At 40.8% G+C, this 18795-nt stretch carries 18 protein-coding genes; 10 read left to right on the top strand and 8 right to left on the bottom strand.

What is annotated here, in order from left to right:
- Positions 1-12: 12 nt before the first annotated feature.
- The 6 genes from NPUN_RS20020 (at position 13) to NPUN_RS19995 (ending at position 5892) form a co-directional block, all read left to right on the top strand.
- The gene (locus NPUN_RS20020; RefSeq protein WP_012410313.1) at positions 13-768 is read left to right on the top strand and encodes a PspA/IM30 family protein; all 756 of its coding nucleotides are present in this window, start codon (positions 13-15) and stop codon (positions 766-768) included.
- Between the two features lie 162 nt (positions 769-930).
- Positions 931-1707 carry a PspA/IM30 family protein gene (locus NPUN_RS20015; RefSeq protein WP_012410312.1) on the top strand — a complete coding sequence of 259 codons (777 nt, stop codon included), beginning with the start codon at positions 931-933 and terminating at the stop codon, positions 1705-1707.
- Positions 1708-1881: 174 nt separating this feature from the next.
- A complete protein-coding gene (locus NPUN_RS20010) occupies positions 1882-2217 on the top strand; it encodes a thioredoxin family protein (RefSeq protein ID WP_012410311.1) in 336 nt (111 codons plus the stop codon).
- Between the two features lie 68 nt (positions 2218-2285).
- Positions 2286-3488: an LL-diaminopimelate aminotransferase gene (locus NPUN_RS20005; RefSeq protein ID WP_041565525.1), complete on the top strand. Its 1203-nt coding sequence runs from the start codon at positions 2286-2288 to the stop codon at positions 3486-3488.
- A gap of 464 nt (positions 3489-3952) precedes the next feature.
- Positions 3953-4900 carry an NF038130 family PEP-CTERM protein gene (locus NPUN_RS20000; protein WP_012410309.1) on the top strand — a complete coding sequence of 316 codons (948 nt, stop codon included), beginning with the start codon at positions 3953-3955 and terminating at the stop codon, positions 4898-4900.
- A gap of 569 nt (positions 4901-5469) precedes the next feature.
- Positions 5470-5892: a response regulator gene (locus NPUN_RS19995; RefSeq protein WP_012410308.1), complete on the top strand. Its 423-nt coding sequence runs from the start codon at positions 5470-5472 to the stop codon at positions 5890-5892.
- A gap of 21 nt (positions 5893-5913) precedes the next feature.
- Here the strand turns inward: NPUN_RS19995 and NPUN_RS19990 are convergent, their stop codons facing one another.
- Positions 5914-6093: a hypothetical protein gene (locus NPUN_RS19990; RefSeq protein ID WP_012410307.1), complete on the bottom strand. Its 180-nt coding sequence runs from the start codon at positions 6091-6093 to the stop codon at positions 5914-5916.
- Between the two features lie 630 nt (positions 6094-6723).
- On the opposite strand from NPUN_RS19990, the gene uvrC reads away from it, so the two are divergent.
- The gene (gene uvrC / locus NPUN_RS19985) at positions 6724-8601 is read left to right on the top strand and encodes an excinuclease ABC subunit UvrC (protein WP_012410306.1); all 1878 of its coding nucleotides are present in this window, start codon (positions 6724-6726) and stop codon (positions 8599-8601) included.
- A gap of 700 nt (positions 8602-9301) precedes the next feature.
- Positions 9302-9481, top strand: coding sequence for a hypothetical protein (locus NPUN_RS19980; RefSeq protein ID WP_012410305.1), 180 nt, complete (start codon positions 9302-9304; stop codon positions 9479-9481).
- A gap of 77 nt (positions 9482-9558) precedes the next feature.
- On the opposite strand, the gene NPUN_RS19975 is transcribed toward NPUN_RS19980, so the two are convergent.
- The 5 genes from NPUN_RS19975 to lgt all read right to left on the bottom strand — a co-directional run bounded on the left by NPUN_RS19975 (position 9559) and on the right by lgt (position 14139).
- The gene (locus tag NPUN_RS19975; protein ID WP_012410304.1) at positions 9559-10065 is read right to left on the bottom strand and encodes a hypothetical protein; all 507 of its coding nucleotides are present in this window, start codon (positions 10063-10065) and stop codon (positions 9559-9561) included.
- Positions 10066-10633: 568 nt separating this feature from the next.
- On the bottom strand, positions 10634-11728 hold the full coding sequence (gene rlmN, locus NPUN_RS19970) for a dual-specificity RNA methyltransferase RlmN (RefSeq protein WP_012410303.1): 1095 nt from the start codon (positions 11726-11728) through the stop codon (positions 10634-10636).
- 80 nt (positions 11729-11808) lie between these two features.
- Positions 11809-12162 (bottom strand): phenylpyruvate tautomerase MIF-related protein, encoded by a 354-nt coding sequence (locus NPUN_RS19965; protein ID WP_012410302.1) that lies wholly within the window; start codon positions 12160-12162, stop codon positions 11809-11811.
- Positions 12163-12268: 106 nt separating this feature from the next.
- Complete coding sequence (gene cobM, locus NPUN_RS19960) at positions 12269-13060, bottom strand: precorrin-4 C(11)-methyltransferase (protein ID WP_041566309.1); 792 nt, start codon at positions 13058-13060, stop codon at positions 12269-12271.
- Between the two features lie 203 nt (positions 13061-13263).
- A complete protein-coding gene (gene lgt, locus NPUN_RS19955) occupies positions 13264-14139 on the bottom strand; it encodes a prolipoprotein diacylglyceryl transferase (protein ID WP_012410300.1) in 876 nt (291 codons plus the stop codon).
- 263 nt (positions 14140-14402) lie between these two features.
- Between lgt and coaD the strand changes: the two genes are divergently transcribed.
- Positions 14403-14954, top strand: coding sequence for a pantetheine-phosphate adenylyltransferase (gene coaD, locus NPUN_RS39300; protein WP_012410299.1), 552 nt, complete (start codon positions 14403-14405; stop codon positions 14952-14954).
- On the top strand, positions 14864-15532 hold the full coding sequence (locus NPUN_RS19950; protein ID WP_012410298.1) for a hypothetical protein: 669 nt from the start codon (positions 14864-14866) through the stop codon (positions 15530-15532). The genes coaD and NPUN_RS19950 overlap by 91 nt, the downstream gene beginning before the upstream one ends.
- A gap of 165 nt (positions 15533-15697) precedes the next feature.
- Here NPUN_RS19950 and NPUN_RS19945 read toward each other — a convergent pair whose 3' ends face one another.
- Positions 15698-17044 (bottom strand): TldD/PmbA family protein, encoded by a 1347-nt coding sequence (locus NPUN_RS19945; protein ID WP_012410297.1) that lies wholly within the window; start codon positions 17042-17044, stop codon positions 15698-15700.
- Positions 17045-17303: 259 nt separating this feature from the next.
- Positions 17304-18743, bottom strand: coding sequence for a TldD/PmbA family protein (locus NPUN_RS19940; protein ID WP_012410296.1), 1440 nt, complete (start codon positions 18741-18743; stop codon positions 17304-17306).
- Between the last annotated feature and the right edge of the window lie 52 nt (positions 18744-18795).

Raw genomic sequence — 18795 nt, 5'->3', positions numbered from 1 at the left:
TGGAGAGCCGACATGGAATTAATCAAGCGTATTCTGCGGGTGATTCGCGCTAATCTCAATAGTTTGATCGGTGGTGCAGAAGATCCAGAAAAGATTCTAGAGCAAACTGTCCTAGAAATGCAGGAAAATCTGGTGCAGTTGCGTTCGGGTGTAGCACAAGCGATCGCTACCCAAAAACGCACCCAACGACAGGCGGCGGCTGCCAACTCTCAAACAGAAGAATGGTATCGCCGCGCCCAATTGGCCTTACAACAAGGCAATGAACCTCTAGCACGGGAAGCTTTGACTAAGCGCCAAGCTTATAAAGAAACCAGTACAGCCCTCTTTTCTCAGATAGAGCAGCAAAACGATATAGTCGCTAGGCTAAAAAAGGATATGCGATCGCTAGAGTTAAAAATTTCCGAGGCGAAAACAAAAAAAGATATGTATATTGCTCGCGCCCGTTCTGCTGAAGCATCTTCTCGCCTCCAGGAAATGCTTGGGGGAGTTTCTGCTACCAGCAGTCTGAGCGCCTTTGAGCGTATGGAAGAAAAAGTTTTGCAAATAGAAGCTAAATCAGAAGCGATCGCTCAACTCGGTAGCGACGACTTGGAAACACAATTTACTTCCTTGGAATCTACTAATAATGTGGATGCCGAATTAGCAGCGATGAAGGTACAGGTTTTAAATCAGGCAGAAAACATACAGCACAACAGTTTGCTTACCGAGGCGAAGCAGAACACGGCACAGCCTCCCCAACAGCAGTTACCCAAAACTCAAGACTCTTGAACTTCGGCTAATTACCCCAGTTTGGAGATATCTTAACAATTAAGAGTTGTTATAACGTACTGATTCCAACCGGAAAGATTACATTGAAATAGGTAGCTATTAAAAAGTAAAAAAGCTAACTGTCCAACAAAAAGCGTAAACCAAACAAGGAAAAACAAAGTTATGGGATTATTCGATCGCATTAAGCGAGTAGTTAGTTCTAACCTCAACGACCTGGTTAACAAAGCCGAAGACCCCGAAAAAATGCTAGAACAAGCCATCCTGGAAATGCAGGAAGACTTGGTGCAGCTGCGTCAGGGAGTAGCCCAAGCGATCGCCGCCCAAAAACGCAGTGAGAAACAGTACAATGATGCCCAAAATGAAATCAATAAGTGGCAACGCAATGCCCAACTCGCCCTACAAAAAGGTGATGAGAATTTAGCACGACAAGCTTTAGAGCGGAAAAAAACCTATACTGACACCAGCGCCGCCCTCAAAGCTAGTTTAGATACCCAAAGCACTCAAGTTGAAACCCTCAAGCGCAACTTAATCCAGCTGGAAAGCAAAATTTCTGAGGCTAAAACCAAGAAAGAAATGCTTAAAGCTCGGATCACAACTGCCAAAGCCCAAGAGCAACTCCAAGGCATGGTGCGTGGGATGAATACCAGCAGTGCAATGTCTGCCTTCGAGCGGATGGAAGAAAAAGTCTTGATGCAAGAATCCCGGGCCCAGGCACTAGGAGAGTTAGCAGGTGCAGATTTAGAAACCCAATTTGCCCAGTTGGAAGGTGGTAGCGATGTTGATGATGAATTAGCAGCTTTGAAAGCGCAAATGCTACCACCAGCTACTCCAGTAACTCAAGCACAACTTCCACCCCAACAAGAAACTACTCCTGCTAAGTCGAATGAAGTGGTTGATGCCGAGTTGGATTCCCTACGCAAGCAATTGGATCAACTATAAAATTGCCAGAAAACTTATTTGAGCCAGTCCCACGCCTATTGGTTGTGGGATTTTATATCATTAGTCAATAGTTAACAGTCAAAATAACTATGAATTATTGATTATGGACTATTGACTACTTTGGGATAAAGTATTGTGTGTGCCAACTTTGATCGCCACCGGATGGAGACTGCAATGAGTAAGGCTGTAATCACCATAACTGATGCTGAGTTTGAAACAGAAGTGTTAAAAGCTGAACAGCCTGTATTAGTTTACTTTTGGGCTTCCTGGTGTGGGCCTTGTCAATTGATGTCGCCCATGATTAACTCAGCTGCTAGCAAATATAGCGATCGCCTCAAAGTCGTGAAAATGGAAATTGACCCCAACCCACTCACTGTTAAGCAGTACCAAGTGGAAGGTGTTCCGGCTCTGAGACTATTTCAGGGCCAGGAAGTTTTAATTTCGACTGAGGGAGTCATCGGTAAAGATAAGTTACTTGAACTCTTAGATACGCACTTAAATAGTAATTAGTCAATAGTTAATAGTCCATAACTAATGACTAATGACCAATGACCAATGACAAATGACAAATGACTAACATGCAATTTGCAAAGCGTTTACAACCCCTGCAATCTAATGTATTTGCTGATATGGACAGAGCCAAGGCAATCGCTTTGGCCGCTGGACAAGAAGTAATTGATTTGTCGTTGGGGTCTTCTGATTTACCAGTCGAGGCACACGTCATTGAGGCGATCGCCCAATCTCTTCACGATCGCAGTACCCACGGCTATTTGTTGTTTAACGGTACTCTTGGGTTTCGTGAAGCCGCAGCCAACTGGTACGAACAAAAATTTGGCATCAAAGTAGATCCCCAAACTGAGGTACTACCTCTGATTGGTTCTCAAGAGGGTACAGCCCATTTACCTCTAGCATTGCTCAATCCAGGAGATTTTGCCCTGTTGCTCGATCCAGGTTATCCCTCTCATGCCGGGGGAGTCCACCTAGCCAGTGGTCAAATCTACCCGATGCCATTACGGGCAGAAAACGCTTTTTTACCAGTGTTTGCGGATATCCCTGCCCCAGTTTTGGCCCAGTCGCGAATGATGGTATTAAGTTATCCTCACAATCCCACCTCAGCGATCGCTCCTTTATCTTTCTTCCAAGAAGCTGTAGCCTTCTGTCAACAACACAATCTCATCCTGGTTCACGATTTCCCCTACGTAGATTTAGTATTTCAGGAAACTGGGGAGTGGGCAGATTCTTCTCCCAATCCAAAATCTTTAGTCCCTTCTATTCTGCAAGCCGATCCAGAGAAAAGCGTTTCGATTGAATTTTTTACCCTTTCCAAGTCCTACAATATGGGCGGCTTCCGCATTGGCTACGCCATCGGTAACGCCGAGTTAATTAACGCCTTACGTCAGGTAAAAGCTGCCGTTGATTTTAATCAGTATCGGGGAATTTTGAATGGTGCGATCGCAGCCCTAACTGGTCCTCAAGCTGGGGTAAAATCTGCTGTCGCTATCTTCCAGCAACGCCGTGATGCCTTCATTACTGCTTTACACTCCATTGGCTGGAATGTTCCTACTCCCAAAGCCACAATGTACATCTGGGCAAAATTACCCTCAGCTTGGAGTCAAAACTCCATAGAATTTTGTACCCAGCTAGTTAAACAAACTGGTGTAGCTGCTTCGCCTGGTGCTGGCTTTGGCAAATCTGGCGAAGGGTATGTCCGTTTTGCCTTGGTACATGAGCCACCTTTGTTAGAAACTGCTGTGGAAAGAATTGCCCAGTTCCTTTATTAAATTTCTTCTTAAGCTGAACGCCAAGTATTTTTTGCGGCAAAGTCTATGTATAGAAGACGCAGCAAAGGCGCACAGCCGTGCGCCCCCATGAATCAATACGGTTCAGTTCGCCATAAAAACCTTAACTGAACCGTATTGCCCTATAAATAACTGTATTGTACTGAGATTAAACTAATTTTTTTATAGCTTTTGTTACTGCCAATATTCTTAAAAGTATGTAATTAGACTTATAAAAATCTAGAAATATTCTTCATATTTTTATTGATAATCCGAAGGAACTTCACCCAATCAGGTCTCCCCGTCTCGTAAAGTGGGTTTGTACGTTCAGCTACCAAAGATGGCTAACAATGCAGGTGGCGTTTTCAAGCTGCCGTATTGCCAAAAGCCTGTAGTCAAGACAGCCCAAGCCTATAAACGGCAATAGTTTAAAACTTAACTTCCAAACTAACAGAGACTTGAAAACAATGAAGATGACTTTTCAGAAACTTGTAATTGGCGCTTCAATGGCTATTGGTGTGGGCGCGATCGCTACTGTACCAGCACAAGCTGGAACCCTCACCGGCGCTACTATTGGTGGAACAGCAGCCAGTGATTACTTAGTATATGATATGTCAGGTAACAGTACTGTACTGGTGCCAAATACCCAGACAAACGTCCAGAAAGTCCTAGATGGCAATGCTGCAAACCCCACTGGAAACGTAGAGTTACGAGCCAGCAGTGAGCAGTCTGGTTTTGATTTCAGCAAGAATACCACTTTGACAGGACAAATTGGTGACAAAAGTATTACCTTGAGTAGTCTGACAGCAACAGATTGGTTTAGTACCGGATCAGTATTGAGTACAAGCTATGGGGTAAATAACTTTGCAAATACTTGGTTTAACCAATTTTATGATGCAGCTGGTCTCGCAAGTAATGAATCTGCAATTAAATTAGCACTAAATCTACCAAGTTTTACTCCTAGCTCGTTTATTCGTCAGCAAGCCTTTAACGCATTTTATGGTATTGGTGGTTTCCAACGCTCTAGCGATCCTAATATTTCTTACGTTAATCAAAATGACACCACTGGCGATATTAAAATTGGGTTAGCGGGTCACTACAATTTAAAAGATTACTATGCGCCTCTGTTAGGAAGTTTTGGTAATTTTCTTAAAGATGGATTTCAAGCTAGTGAAGTTGTTAAAGTTACATACAATGGCAAGACTGATTTCCGTTACAGCTTTTCTGCTACACAAAGCGGACTAAGCAACAATTCGGGGCCGGGTGCTGATGGCAAGTCTCACAGTGGTAACTATGAAGTTACCATCCAAGGTATACCTCCCGCAGCAGTCCCAGAACCATCAGTTATGCTGGGTCTATTGGGTGTGGCTGGTGTTTTTGCCACACAACGCAAATTGAAAAAAGCATCTATTTAAGAAGATTGCAAGTTTAAAACTACAAATGAAAAAGGGAGCTGTTAGCTCCCTTTTTTATGAATACTTTTTTCCAGCGAGAAGATAATTTAATTTTCTCAGTTATGTATATTTAATAATATTCCCAAAAAATGAATTCTTTGTAAGAGCCTATATCTATATATTTAGATCCTTACCAGCGTATTTATAACAGCAATTTTGTACAATTGTATTATTTTACTTCAAATCCAGATAAAACCTATTCTATGACTGGCAAGTAGCCTATTATTGCTTCTAGTGTTGCTTAAGTAATTTCACTTATAAAAATTGCTAGGTTGACTTTTAAAACCAGTCTTTTATTTAATACTATTAATTGTAAAAAACTCGTAAAGAAAAGCTTAATAATTGATTAATATTATATTTAATCGTACTATTATTAAGTATTGGAGTACAGCTAGATTTAATTTATTAATATTTTTGGCTAAATTACATAAGTCAATTTTCTATTAATCTTACAATTTAAATGTACTATCATTTTAGTTTATGGTAATAATTGTTGGTTTTTACTTAAGATAATCAGATAATAGGTAGCAATGACAGCACAATTCTTCAATACAGATCAGCCATTGCGGTCACACAAAGTTAGACGAATTTTGCTAGTTGAAGACCATTATCTCAATAGGTTGTTACTGAGTGACTATCTAAGTTACTGTGGGTACGATGTCCAAAGCTTATCTGAAGGCTCTACTTTTTTCTCGACTATAGATAAATTTAAACCAGATTTAATGTTATTAGATTTGAAGTTACCAGATATTGACGGTTATTCGCTCTTAAAACAAGTCCAGCAAAAACCTGATTTGTCAAAAATACCTATCATTGTGGTTTCCGCTTTTGCTTTTAAAGCAGATCAAGAATTAGCTATGAGTTTAGGCGCACGCCGATATTTTGTCAAACCTCTAAAACTCAAGGATCTTATACTTACAATTGAAGAAGAGTTGACTTGTTGCCATAGATAGAGTTTTTTACTTGGCATACCTTTATTCGGCTTTTTGCTCTTCAATGAACTCTTCAACTTGCTGACTAATATGTTGTACAGAAGTGCCAATTGTTAAAATTTTATTTTGTACTTGTGCTAACAGCAAAACTGCGGTTTGCAGCTCATTGAGCGTTTCAGCCATAGCTTCACGGTACTGGGCTTCAAAGTCTTGTAGGTTCATAATTTAATTGTTACCTTAATTATTATCATAACTATATTTATAATCATATTCGTAAATATAACTTCCTAAATCCGTTAAATCGCTTAATATTACAAGTTGAATTGATAATGAAAATTACTGTTTATTTATAATTAATTACATTGTATTTATATAATCAGAAATTTTGATCTTCATTAATTTTAGCCAAGAACATATAAAGTTAATAACTCAATAAAATAAAGTTTTAAATAATAAAATATTATCTGTTTCTAAATATTAATTAGAGATTAAAAAAGCCAAGTTTTGATTCTGACAGTAACAGATGGCAAATAAGATAGTAGCTCCATAAACTCTTATCTGCTCCAAAATTGTGATGTGTGTAGTAAGGTATCTAGGAAACTGTGGCGGAAGTGGCTGATTTTTCTTTACAAGGGGATTTTGCCCCAAGTCTTGTTAATTGAGATAGTGGCGGGATTTATATCAGATTGTAAACCAATCTGCGGGTACTCCGTTGGAGAACTCGTAGGTAGCCACAGAAATATCTATAGACTAAAAGTATTCTTACTTTATATTTAATTGATAATTACTCTATGAAATCGGCACGAAAAAAGAATTTTTCTTAAAATAGAGAAAGATTACCTAATTTTGGTTGTGACAATATCTACTCAAATACTACCACTGGTTAAAGAGCCGGAACGACTGGAAAATCGTCTAGCCGAAATTCCACCGGAACCGGGGGTTTATTTCATGCGGGACAACAGCGATCGCATTATATATATAGGTAAGTCACGTAAATTGCGATCGCGTGTTCGTTCCTATTTCCGGGATGGCTACAACAAGACTGAACGCATTGCCACGATGGTTAAGTTAGTGACAGAAATTGAATTCATCGTCACTGATACTGAAGCCGAAGCTTTAGCGCTAGAAGCCAATTTGATTAAGCAGCACCAGCCATACTTCAATGTGCTGCTCAAAGATGATAAAAAATATCCCTATCTTTGCATTACTTGGTCAGAAGATTATCCGCGAATTTTTATTACCCGTAAACGTCAATTGGGCAAAGAAAAAGATAAATTTTATGGGCCTTATACTGATGCTGGTTTATTGCGAGAGATTGTCCGTATCTGCAAGCGCATCTTTCCTCAGCGACAACGACCTCAACCACTTTTCAAAGACCGTCCGTGCTTAAATTATGATTTAGGGCGTTGTCCGGGTGTGTGTCAAAAGCTGACTTCACCAGAAGAATATCGCAAAATTGTCCAAAAAATCGCGATGGTTTTTCAAGGTCGAACTCAGGAACTGATTGATATTTTGACCCAACAGATGAACGCAGCTGCTGAAAACTTGAATTTTGAGTCAGCGGCGCGAATTCGCGATCAAATTTCTGGGTTAAAGTCGCTGACTGCTGACCAAAAGGTATCTTTACCAGATGATACAGTTTCACGGGATGCGATCGCACTGGCAGCTAACGAAGAACACGCCTGTATTCAACTATTCCAGATTCGCGCTGGACAATTGGTAGGGCGTTTAGCTTTTGTGGCTGATGCTCATGCAGAACTAGGAGCTATTTTACAACGAGCTTTGGAGGAACATTATCAAACTGCTGACTCAGTAGAAATACCCTTAGAAATTCTGGTACAGCATGATTTACCAGATAGCGACATATTGGCGGATGTCTTAACTCAACGTAAAGGCAAAAAAGTCACGATTTTGACTCCTTTGCGGCAAACTAAGGCAGAATTAATTGAGATGGTAGAGCGAAATGCTCAGTATGAATTGCAAAGAATGCAGAAATTTGGCGATCGCAATCACCAAGCAATGCAAGATTTAGCAGCGATTCTCGATTTACCAGATGTACCCCATCGCATCGAAGGTTATGACATTTCCCACATTCAAGGGTCAAATGCTGTAGCTTCCCAAGTTGTGTTTATCGACGGTTTACCCGCTAAACAGCATTATCGCCACTACAAAATTAAAAATCCCACTGTGACGGCGGGACATTCAGATGATTTTGCTAGTCTTGCTGAAGTTATCCAGAGACGCTTCCGTAAGTATGCGGAAGATCCACAATTGTCACGTTTGGGTAATCCAGATTGGCCTGATTTAATCATGATTGATGGAGGTAAAGGTCAGTTATCTTCAGTTACCGCCGTTTTGCAAGAGATGAATTTATTAGAAGACTTGCGAGTTGTAAGTTTAGCAAAGCAGCGAGAAGAGATTTTTTTACCGGGAGAATCTAAACCCTCGTCAACTGATGCAGAACAACCAGGGGTGCAATTGTTGCGGCGGCTACGAGATGAAGCACATCGGTTTGCAGTCAGTTTCCATCGTCAGCAACGCAGTGATAAATTGAAGCGATCGCGTTTAGATGAAATTCCTGGCTTAGGACATCATCGACAAAAGCAGTTACTAGGGCATTTTCGCTCAGTTGATTATATTCGCCAAGCAACAACCCCACAACTCGCTGAGGTTCCAGGAATTGGGCCGCGTTTAGCTCAAGAAATTTACGATTATTTTCATCCTGCTTGAGGAAAACAATAGTTTGTCAAATTTCAATTAATGGGTAAAAATTTTGTAGTAAATAATTGAGTGCTTAGACAATAAAATCGCAAAGACGCGGTAAATCGCCGTCTCTACAAAGGACTGATTATTGTAAAGACGGCGATTTATCGCGTCTCTTGCCTTAACCGAACCGTATTGGTTCCACTCTCACACAGAATTCAGTCAAGGTTGTCTGCGAATATTTAAGATGTGTAAATACCGTAAATTTACGGTATCTCACAAGTATGCTAATTTTAATTAAATTATTTCATTAGAATTTAACGTCATCAATCTTGCTAGTAAATATTAACTAAATCTTAAGATAGAAATTTTGTGACTAAAGATACAGTAATTTATTGGTTTTAATTTTTGAATACAAGAACGGCTTTTTTTGTATTAGTCTGAAATGACTATAAATAGGGGTCTCTCAAGGCATTCGTCATAGGGATCAGTAAATCTCTAAGCGGAATTTAACTAAAAAATAATTTATGTATCTAAAGTAGGAGGGTAAGATCACTTAAATTCTAGGATAATATACAAAGATATCGAAAATTTTCAAACCTGAAATTTTGTTTAAAATAATCAGCCAATATTAAGGTCGTTTGTTAAGTTGGGTCAGACCAAAATTATTGCTACTTTAACTGGCAGTTTTCTCAAATAAAAATAAATTACAACCAGGGGTTTTAAAATGCAGACAGTACAAAAGATTTACTGCCCAAATTGCGGCTGCCAAGCAGAACGTTATTATATTTCTGATAGTCAATTAACTCGAACACAATGCTCTAGTTGTGACTACTTGATGATTAGTTGTACTCGTACTGGCAAAGTCATTGAGGCTTATGCACCAGGAATTTATGCACAACGCTAGATAATAAAAATTAAAAATTGGAGAATGTTTTCTCTAATTTTTAATAATAAAGTCACTTATGATAAATTCTGAAGGCTTTACAAGTTCTTATTCTGTTGTCTGAATTGTTGCTGTCGTCTCTGTTCTTGTAATCTAAATTCTTCCTGTTGTCTAATTTGTTGATCTTGTCTGAGTTGTTGATCTTGTATTCTCAGTTGTTGCTGTCGAGAAAATTCTTGTTGTTGTATTCTCAGTTGGTCTTGTTGTAGTCTAAATTGTTGCTGGCGGAGCATTTCTTGCCGTTGCCGTGTAAATTGTTGCTGTTGTATTGTCTGTTGTGGTTGTAGTAGTTGAGGTTGTTGAAGGTTTTGCCGTAGCCATGCTTCCCTCATTCGTTCTTGTGTTTGCTGATTTTGCTCTTCTTGTTGTTGTCTGATTCTTTCTTGAAATGAATCTTGTTGTTGTCTAATTCTTTCTTCAAATGAATCTTGCGTCTGGGGATTCGTCTGAATTATTTGGGCATTAGCAGGAAAACTAATCGATAAAGCTTTTGCAAGCACAATTAATAGTAGCCATGCTTTAAATAGCGACAAGCGATTTAACATACAGTTATTTCCTCATTGTTATAGGTTGGGTTGAACGATCGCTAAACCCTTAAAATCTCAACACAATTACCTTATACAAGATAAATACAGGGGCTTGGAATAGTTCACTAAAGCTAATGTTTTATTTACCGTTATGGGCTTGCGCGATACTTACGTCTGACTACGCCAACGTGCTTAATATTCTTCAGTCCATAACTTTTTCTAAATATTAGTGTATTGAGAATAGCTTGCTAAATCAAGATTATATCTAGTGCATTATGTTGATTTTGCATAAAACTCTCGCTTTTCATATATTCATCACTAATTAAATTATACATTCAAATTTTTTACATAGGTTGTCGGATTTCCGTAATCCATCTACCTGGTACGGTTCAGTTACGAAGCTTTTCAAGTAATTGAACTACACCATTTTCTGTTCTCTATCGCCCGTCATAGTCTCAATATCTGAAAACTTCTCTACAAAGCATTTCAGGCGATTTCACACCATAGATAAACAGAGATAATTTCTTAGATATATCTGTGTTTATCTGCGGTTTAATATTCATTCATAGAATTGGCTGCAACAAGTTTAATTTTTACTTGCTCTCAATTGCCCGCAAGCAGCATCGGCTTCTAAACCACGCGAATAACGCACACTAACAGCAGTATTTTGTTGCTTAAGGACGTTAACAAACGCTTCAATGCGATCGCGGTTGGGGCGTTTGTAGTCCACTTCTTGGATGGGGTTGTAAGGAATCAAATTCACATGACTTTGAAATCCTCGCATACATTTTGAAAGTTCTAATGCGTGTTCTGGTAAATCGTTGACACCAGCCAGGAGAACATATTCAAAGGTAACGCGCCGTCCAGTGATTTCTACATATTCTCGACATTCAGCCAACAACTCTTCTAGAGGATAGGCGCGGGCGCTGGGGATGAGTTTTTCTCGCAGTGCTTGGTTGGGTGCATGGAGACTGACAGCCAGAGTGATTTGCAAATTATTTTGCGCGAACTGACGAATGCGATCGCGAATACCAACTGTAGAAACTGTAAGCGATCGCTGTCCGATACCAATATCTTGATTTAGAGATTTCAGCGCTGCGAGGACATTCTCAGTATTCAACAACGGTTCACCTAGTCCCATGAACACGACATTGCTAACCCGTTGCTGAAAATCTTCTTGCACGGTTAACACCTGATCGATAATTTCATGCCGTGCTAGGTTGCGCTTGTAGCCTCCCTTACCAGTAGCACAGAAATCACACGCCATTGGGCAACCCACCTGAGTAGAGACGCAAACTGTCAGACGGGCTTTTGGGCCTTCTCCCCTTTCTGCGAAGGTGGGGATACCAACAGTTTCAATAATTTGGCCATCTGTTAATCGTAAAAGATATTTGACTGTGCCATCGGGAGCCACAGAGCGGTAGTGTAAAGTTGAGCGCCCAATGGGGATTTCTGCTACTTCCGCACGCCATTGCTTAGAGAAGACAGAAATATCAGCTAGCGATCGCACTCCCTTATCGTAGATCCATTCATGCAGTTGCTTTCCTCTGTAAGCAGGTTGTCCTTGTTGCTGCACCCAAGCACTTAACTCCGCAACAGAAGCACCGAGAAGGGGAGGGATTAATTTTGATTTTTCTGGGTTGTGTGAGTCAACCTGAGATACAAGAGGTGTAGCAGACATAAAAAAATCAAGAATTGATGTAGGATCTCTATCCTACACCTGCCAAGATCAAGTTAGCCTTGACCAAAGAACATGGGGAATTAACCAAAGGTTGTGCCGTTCCAGCCCCACATTGCCCCCTTAGCGTCTGCAAACTCGATGTAAATGCGATTTTTAGGTACACCTAGAGTTTGGTTAATCTGCTGGCAAAATTCCTGACTCATTGCTGCGGTTTGGTCTGGCTTCATCGTGCCAATGCTCTTAATCTCAATGTAGCAAACCGGGTCTGTATTTCCCGCAAAGGTCATAGGAATTTCTGGCTCAAAAGCAGTCATTACATAAGATTCTGGTTTTCCCAAATGTTTCGCTAACTTGGCAGATAGATTTAAAAGCATTGATTCAATTTCAGCTTTTTGAGGAGCAGATACAGAAGTTTGCACTTTAATTAATGGCATAGTACTAAATTAGAAATTATTCACACTGTTAAGTTTACCGAACCGCACAGCAGATGACGGGAATAAGCTAGACAAGGGGCAGTTTTCCCAATTCCCAATTCCCAATTCAGTTATGAGATGAGCGAAACAGGTGACTATGTTCGGGATGATATAAACGCGATCGCCCTTTTGCTGTCGAGAGGGCTGGACTTATTATATAAAGCGTAGTACGAATTAGTTTTTCTTTATGAGTACATTCCGCCATTTCATTCAGGGGGACAACCTTAATTTTTTCATCAGGCCATCCGATACGAAAGCAGATTGCAATGGGGGTTTCAGCCGGATAGTGTTCGAGTAGTTTAGCTTGGGCATTTTCAACGTGACGCGCACTGAGATATAAGCAGAGGCTAGCTTGATGTGCTGCGAGAGAAGCTAATTCCTCATTGGCTGGGACTTCTGTACGTCCACTGATGCGGGTCAAAATGATGGTTTGGACTAAACCGGGCACAGTTAGTTCTACTTTGAGTTTGGCAGCAGCAGCTTGAAAAGCGCTGATACCAGGTATGACTTCAAAAGGAATATTTGCCTCTGCGAGGAGGTGCATTTGCTCGTGAATGGCGCTGTAGAGACTAGGATCGCCAGAATGGAGACGGACTAGAGATTTTTGCTGCGATCGCACCCTATCGATCATAATCGGCAAAATCTCTTCTAAAGTCTGATTCGCAGTTCTAATTATCTCCGCATCTTTTCGGCAAAGTTCTAAAATCTGTTCGGGTATTAGAGAATCAGCAAATAAAATCACATCAGCAACAGCAAGTAGTTTCTGCGCCTTCACCGTCAATAAATCCGGATCTCCAGGGCCTGCTCCGACAATATACACAGATGGTTCTATGGCATATAGCGTTTTTTTATAACTCAGGTTTTCTGTATATTCACTTTTAGAAGAACCCACGGCAATCCCTCAAAAAACTTTTTTGATATTTTCTCAGTATCTTTCCGGATTCACCCTCTTTCCCTAGTAGAGAGTAATGGTAGATGCACCCTGGTTAAGCCCTAGAAAATATTCTGGGGCATTTTTTATTTTTGGGCATTGGGAATTGGAAAAACAGCCCCTTGTCTCCCTTATCCCCTCATCTCTCCATTTCCCTTGGGAGTAGGCACTACATCGGGTAAAGGGCGTTTGAGTAAGTAAAGCCAAGCTAATCCAACTAATCCAAATAAAATTCCTAGACTACTGACTACTTGTGCCATTCGTAATGGCCCCAGCATTAAGCTATCAGTACGGAAACCTTCAATCCACAAGCGTCCTAAGCTGTAGGCTGGCCAGTAAACTAAAAACAGAGTGCCTACCTTTAAACGTGGCTTACCGGATAAAGACCGGAAAAACAACGTTATGAGTAGTGTAAACACCATTAAATCCCATAGAGATTCATACAGAAAGGTGGGATGGAAGTAATCGAAACTAGCATATTCTAAAGGACGATGGTCTGGTGGTATATACAGCTTCCAGGGTAAATCAGTAGGATCGCCAAAAGCTTCAGAATTAAAGAAATTGCCCCAACGTCCGATCGCCTGCCCTAAAATCAGCGAAGGTGCTACTAAATCTGCCAGTTGCCAGAAAGAAACCTGCTTGATTTTGGCAAAGATTAACGCAGCCAAAACGCCACCAATAATTGCTCCATGAATGGCAATACCTCCTTCCCAGATAGCGAAAATTTTTCCTGGAGTTGGGGCATATTTTGACCATTCAAAGAAAACGTAATATAGCCGTGCGCCGGGAATTGCCCCAATCAACAACCAAAAAAACAAATCGCCTAGCAACTCAGGATTAACATTACGGCGCTTTGCCAATTCTTGAGAAAGGATTACGCCAATTAACACTGCTGTGGCAATCAATAAGCCATACCATCGGATACTTAGTGGCCCTAATTTCACCAGAATAGGTCCTGGAGAAGTAAATTGAAACGCCAAGGGCAAGGTGGAAAAATCCAGTGCCATGAGAAATTACCTAGAAAAGTTTGTTAACTACCCGCGCACTTTGCTAAGTACGGAGTTTTTTACATCTCGAATACTGAAACTACGCTTAAAATCCAGCATCCATATTTAGGAGTCTAATTCCTAACGCCTAGTTGAGCATAACTTGTGTCACAAAAACAATTGAGTTTAGCATTCTTGCTCAGAGCGCAAGATGGTAGATTTGAGTAAGTTACACAAAAGAGTTTCGATATAATCACCTAAACAACTTTGATATATCTAAAATTGTGATTGCTATTTATCCTGGTAGCTTCGACCCCATCACCTTGGGACACCTTGACCTCATTCAGCGCGGTAGTCGGCTGTTTGAGCGGGTAATTGTCGCTGTACTGCGGAACCCAAACAAAACGCCACTTTTTAGCGTCCAGCAACGGCTAGAGCAGATCCGTCTTTCTACACAACATCTACCTAATGTAGAAGTAGACAGTTTTGATGGTCTTACCGTAAACTATGCCCAAATGCGACACGCACAAGTTTTGCTTCGGGGTTTACGGGCTGTGTCAGATTTTGAAGTGGAACTGCAAATGGCTCACACCAATAAAACTCTTTCTACCCAAATAGAAACAGTTTTTCTAGCAACCTCAAATGAGTATAGTTTTTTAAGTAGTAGTGTGGTAAGAGAGATTGCAAGGTTTGGCGGCTCTATCGATCATCTCGTTCCCCCACACATTGCCCTAGATATATACCAATGCTACAATCACAACTCTCCAATGTTGAACCCAATCTCAACGGAAGCAATCCCCCCCCTGAAGAATATCTCGGTGGAGAGGGAAGCATAGATATTCAGCAGGAACTCAACCGCCTAGAGGAAATAGTTCTCTCTAGTCTCAGGATTCCTCTGACGGGACGCACGCTCATAGATGAAGAAAAGCTGCTGGAACAGCTTGATTACATTCGGCTTGCTTTACCATCACTTTTTCAAGAAGCAGCAGCCATCCTTGAGCAAAAGGATGAAATTCTGTTAGAAGCGGAAGAGTATGGACAACAGGTTGTTGAAGCCGCGCAAGCAAAAAGAGCGCAAATCTTAGCTGAAAGCGATATTATTCAACAGGCTGAACAAGAAGCTGAACAACTGCGGCGACAAGTGCAACAAGAGTGTGAGGGAATAATGCAAGAAACCCTCACCGAGATTGAGCGCAAGCGATATGTTTGTCAGCAAGAATTAGAGCAAATGCGACAAACTGCGATCGCTCAGGCTCAAGACATTGAAGATGGTGCTGATGCTTATGCTGATGGCATTTTGGGCAATATCGAGCAGGATCTCAAAGATATGTTGCGAATTGTCACTAACGGACGGCAACAATTGCAAATTGATAACCTTACTCAGCGCAATTCACCTCCTAGCAAAAAAAGATAGAGGCTCTAAGTAAGAGATGAATAAAAATTATAAGTTGGGTTAAGCAATAGCAAAACCCAACAATTTTTACCACTAAAATATTCTTGTTCAACCAGATCCCCTACTTCTTTGATAAATCGGGGAGCTGGGTGTTGCAAATTCATCAAAAACGCAATTAATATCTGATTACAGAGTATAAGTAAAATTTTCTACCAGCATACCGGGAACTAAACTACCTCCTAGTTGGCGACTATCATAAGTGCCTACTTCGGGAATAAATTCTTGAAAATTGGTTAAATCTACTAGGTTTTCTCCCCAAAAGCGATAGAGACTTTCATCAAAACGTAAGTTTTCAATGGGAGCAATAATTTCTCCGTTTTCTACCCAAAAACAAGCATAACGGGTCATACCTGTGATTCTACCAGTTTGGCGATCGCTCCAATTCAAGTAATGCAAATTTGATAGATACAATCCTGTATCCAATCTCGGAAGAATCTGCTCAAATACTAAATTTCCGGGACTGATTTCTGGCGCACGGAGAGTCTCTGAACCATTAGCACCATTGGCAGTTTTCTGATATTCCTTAGCAGTGCGAGAATTAACCAGAGTGTTTACCAAAAGTCCTTTTTCTATTACAGGTAACTCCGGTGCTGCCATTTCTCCCAATTCATTAAATCGGGGTACTAATCCGCGCTGAAAGTTTTCTTTCAAACTAAATGCTGGCGAAAGTTGTTTTTCTTGACGCGATAAAGCAGCTAAAGCACTATTTCCTTGTTGGATATCAGCTTCGCTAATAGCTCCCCAAGAAAGCATGACTAATAAATCTGCAACAGCAGCAGGTGCAAAATAAGTTTTGTATTGTCCTCGTGGCAGTTCTTTACATGGACGAGCAAGCAATTCGAGTTGTTTTTTAGCTTCGCTGATTTTGGCTATATAAGCAGATTTATTCCAATCACTTCCTGCAAATGTGCCCTTAACGGCTTGCCCAGAAGTGGAAAATAGAGAATAATCTAAGGTAAAAGAATCAGTAGCAAACCAGTGTTTTTGACCACTGGAATCACCATAACCTTTAATTACTATTCCTCCAGCATATATACCAGTAAAATCTAATTCATTAACTTGTTCTAATACACTTGATACTACTGCTTCCTCTGGCAATAAATTCCCAGAATGTACTTCACGACTGGTATTAGTTCCTGATGGTAAAACTAGATATGGATCGATGGGTAATAAAATCAGTTCGTCGCGTAATTCCTGCAAAGCAGAATATGCTAATTGCCAGTCCAACTCCCAATTTCCAGTAAAGGGAAACTGCCTAACACTACTGCGTTGATCTGCCATCAGAGTCAGTTCGATCCAACCATCAGCAACACAACCAGTTTGTCGCACTTTCGCATGATTGAAACGAGTGAATTGACTTCTTTCACTACTGAGTTTGACAGTGAATTGTTCATTTTCTGCTTTTTTTATCAGCAGAGTTTCAATCAGTCGATTAAAGCTGACTTCTAACGCAGATAATTCCTCAATTTTCATGGATATTAAAGATTAATAGGGAATAAGCCGGGGAAAGTTAGGAATTAAGAGTTAGGAGTTGAAGAGTTTTTGAACTCAAAACTCTTAAGTAGCTAGGTATAAATAAATTAAACCTTGTAGTAAGGACTTTAGTCTTAATAATCCTTGTTTTGGGCGATAAATCGCTCACTACTAACTAGGATTTTATTTTATGTTAATTATGCCTACCTAAAGTACCACCTCTTCACTCCTAATTCCTAACTCCTAACTATTAACTTTTTCAACTTCCTCCACCAAAAACTTCGACATTAGCAAATACACAAACAGGGGAACCATGTCCTACCCAAATGGCTTGATTTGGTTCTCCTTTACCACAATAAGGAGTACCATACATTTGCCAGTTTTCAGCATTTCCTACTTGGATTAAGCTATGCCAAAATTCTGGTGTTGTGGCGCGATAGTTGGGATTGCGGAGGGTTTTAGTGAGTTTACCATTTTCAATTAATTTAGCGTACTCACAACCAAATTGGAATTTGTAACGGCGATCGTCAATTGACCAAGATCGGTTAGATTCCATATAAACGCCGTGTTCTATGCCGCTAATAATGTCTTCAAAGCTAGCGTTTAGAGGTTCTAAATTCAAGTTACCCATGCGATCGATCGCTGGTCGATTCCATGAAGAAGCACGGGCACAGGCTACTCCTGATACACCTGCTCTAGCTTGACTCTCTAGACTGCCCAAACCCCGTTGAAGTACTCCTTCTTTGACCAAATATTCCCGCGTTGCTACAGCACCAGTATCATCAAAGCCATAGCTAGCAAATTCACCAGCCACGGTGGGGTCAAAGGTAATGTTCATCAGTGGCGAACCATATACTAGGTTGCCAAAATCACTTTTATTAACGAAGCTGCCCCCAGCATAGTTACGCTCATCTCCCAAAATTCGGTCAATTTCTAGGGGATGCCCAACACTTTCATGGATTTGCAGCATCATTTGATCTGGGGCTAAAACTAAATTGGTACGGGTAGTTGGGCATTCTTCTGCTGTCAAGAGTTCTACTGCTTGTTCGCCAATTTGCCGCACCCGATGCCATAAGTTTTCTTGTTTTAATAGTTCGAGTCCGCCTTGGTAACAGTTTGCTTGGGAGCCATTGTTGCTGCGCTGCTGTACAATTGACCCATCTTGGGCGGTGGCTCCGTAATGAGTAGCTATAGATAGAATTTTTTGATAAACTTCTGAGCCATTACTACTAACAAACCAAGACTCTCTCTCAATGGTGCTAGCACCGGCTATGGTTTGCACAATCTTGTCGTCAACTTTCAGCGTTTGGCAAATACGAACCAGTAAATCGTTGATTTCTCCCGGACTCAAAGCATCAAAAGGTTCAAGGAATGGAGATTTATATTCACCAACGACTTTAGGGCGCTCACTTTCACGAAAGGGATGTATCCACCATTCACTGGCTGCTAGTGCCTGTTTATAGGCTGTTTGAGCAGCAGCTTCTAGGGAAGACGGTTCCAGAGAGTTAGTAGCTGCATAACCCAGACAGCCGTTGACCAAAACTTCCAGCATGGCTCCAACAGTGAAGGATTTGCCATTTGTCTGGGGTAAGCCGTCACGTACTGAACGGCTTGTAGAAGTCTCTTTTACGGCTCTGATACCGATCCAATCAGCAGGAATGTCGAAACTAGCGATCGCTTTTTTAAGTTCAGACCACATAATTTAAGGAATTGGGAATGGGGAATTGGGCATTGGGAATCCCTTCTCTGCG

The sequence above is a fragment of the Nostoc punctiforme PCC 73102 genome, from assembly GCF_000020025.1.
GTDB lineage: Bacteria > Cyanobacteriota > Cyanobacteriia > Cyanobacteriales > Nostocaceae > Nostoc > Nostoc punctiforme.
This window is presented reverse-complemented; position numbering and strand designations above follow the sequence as displayed.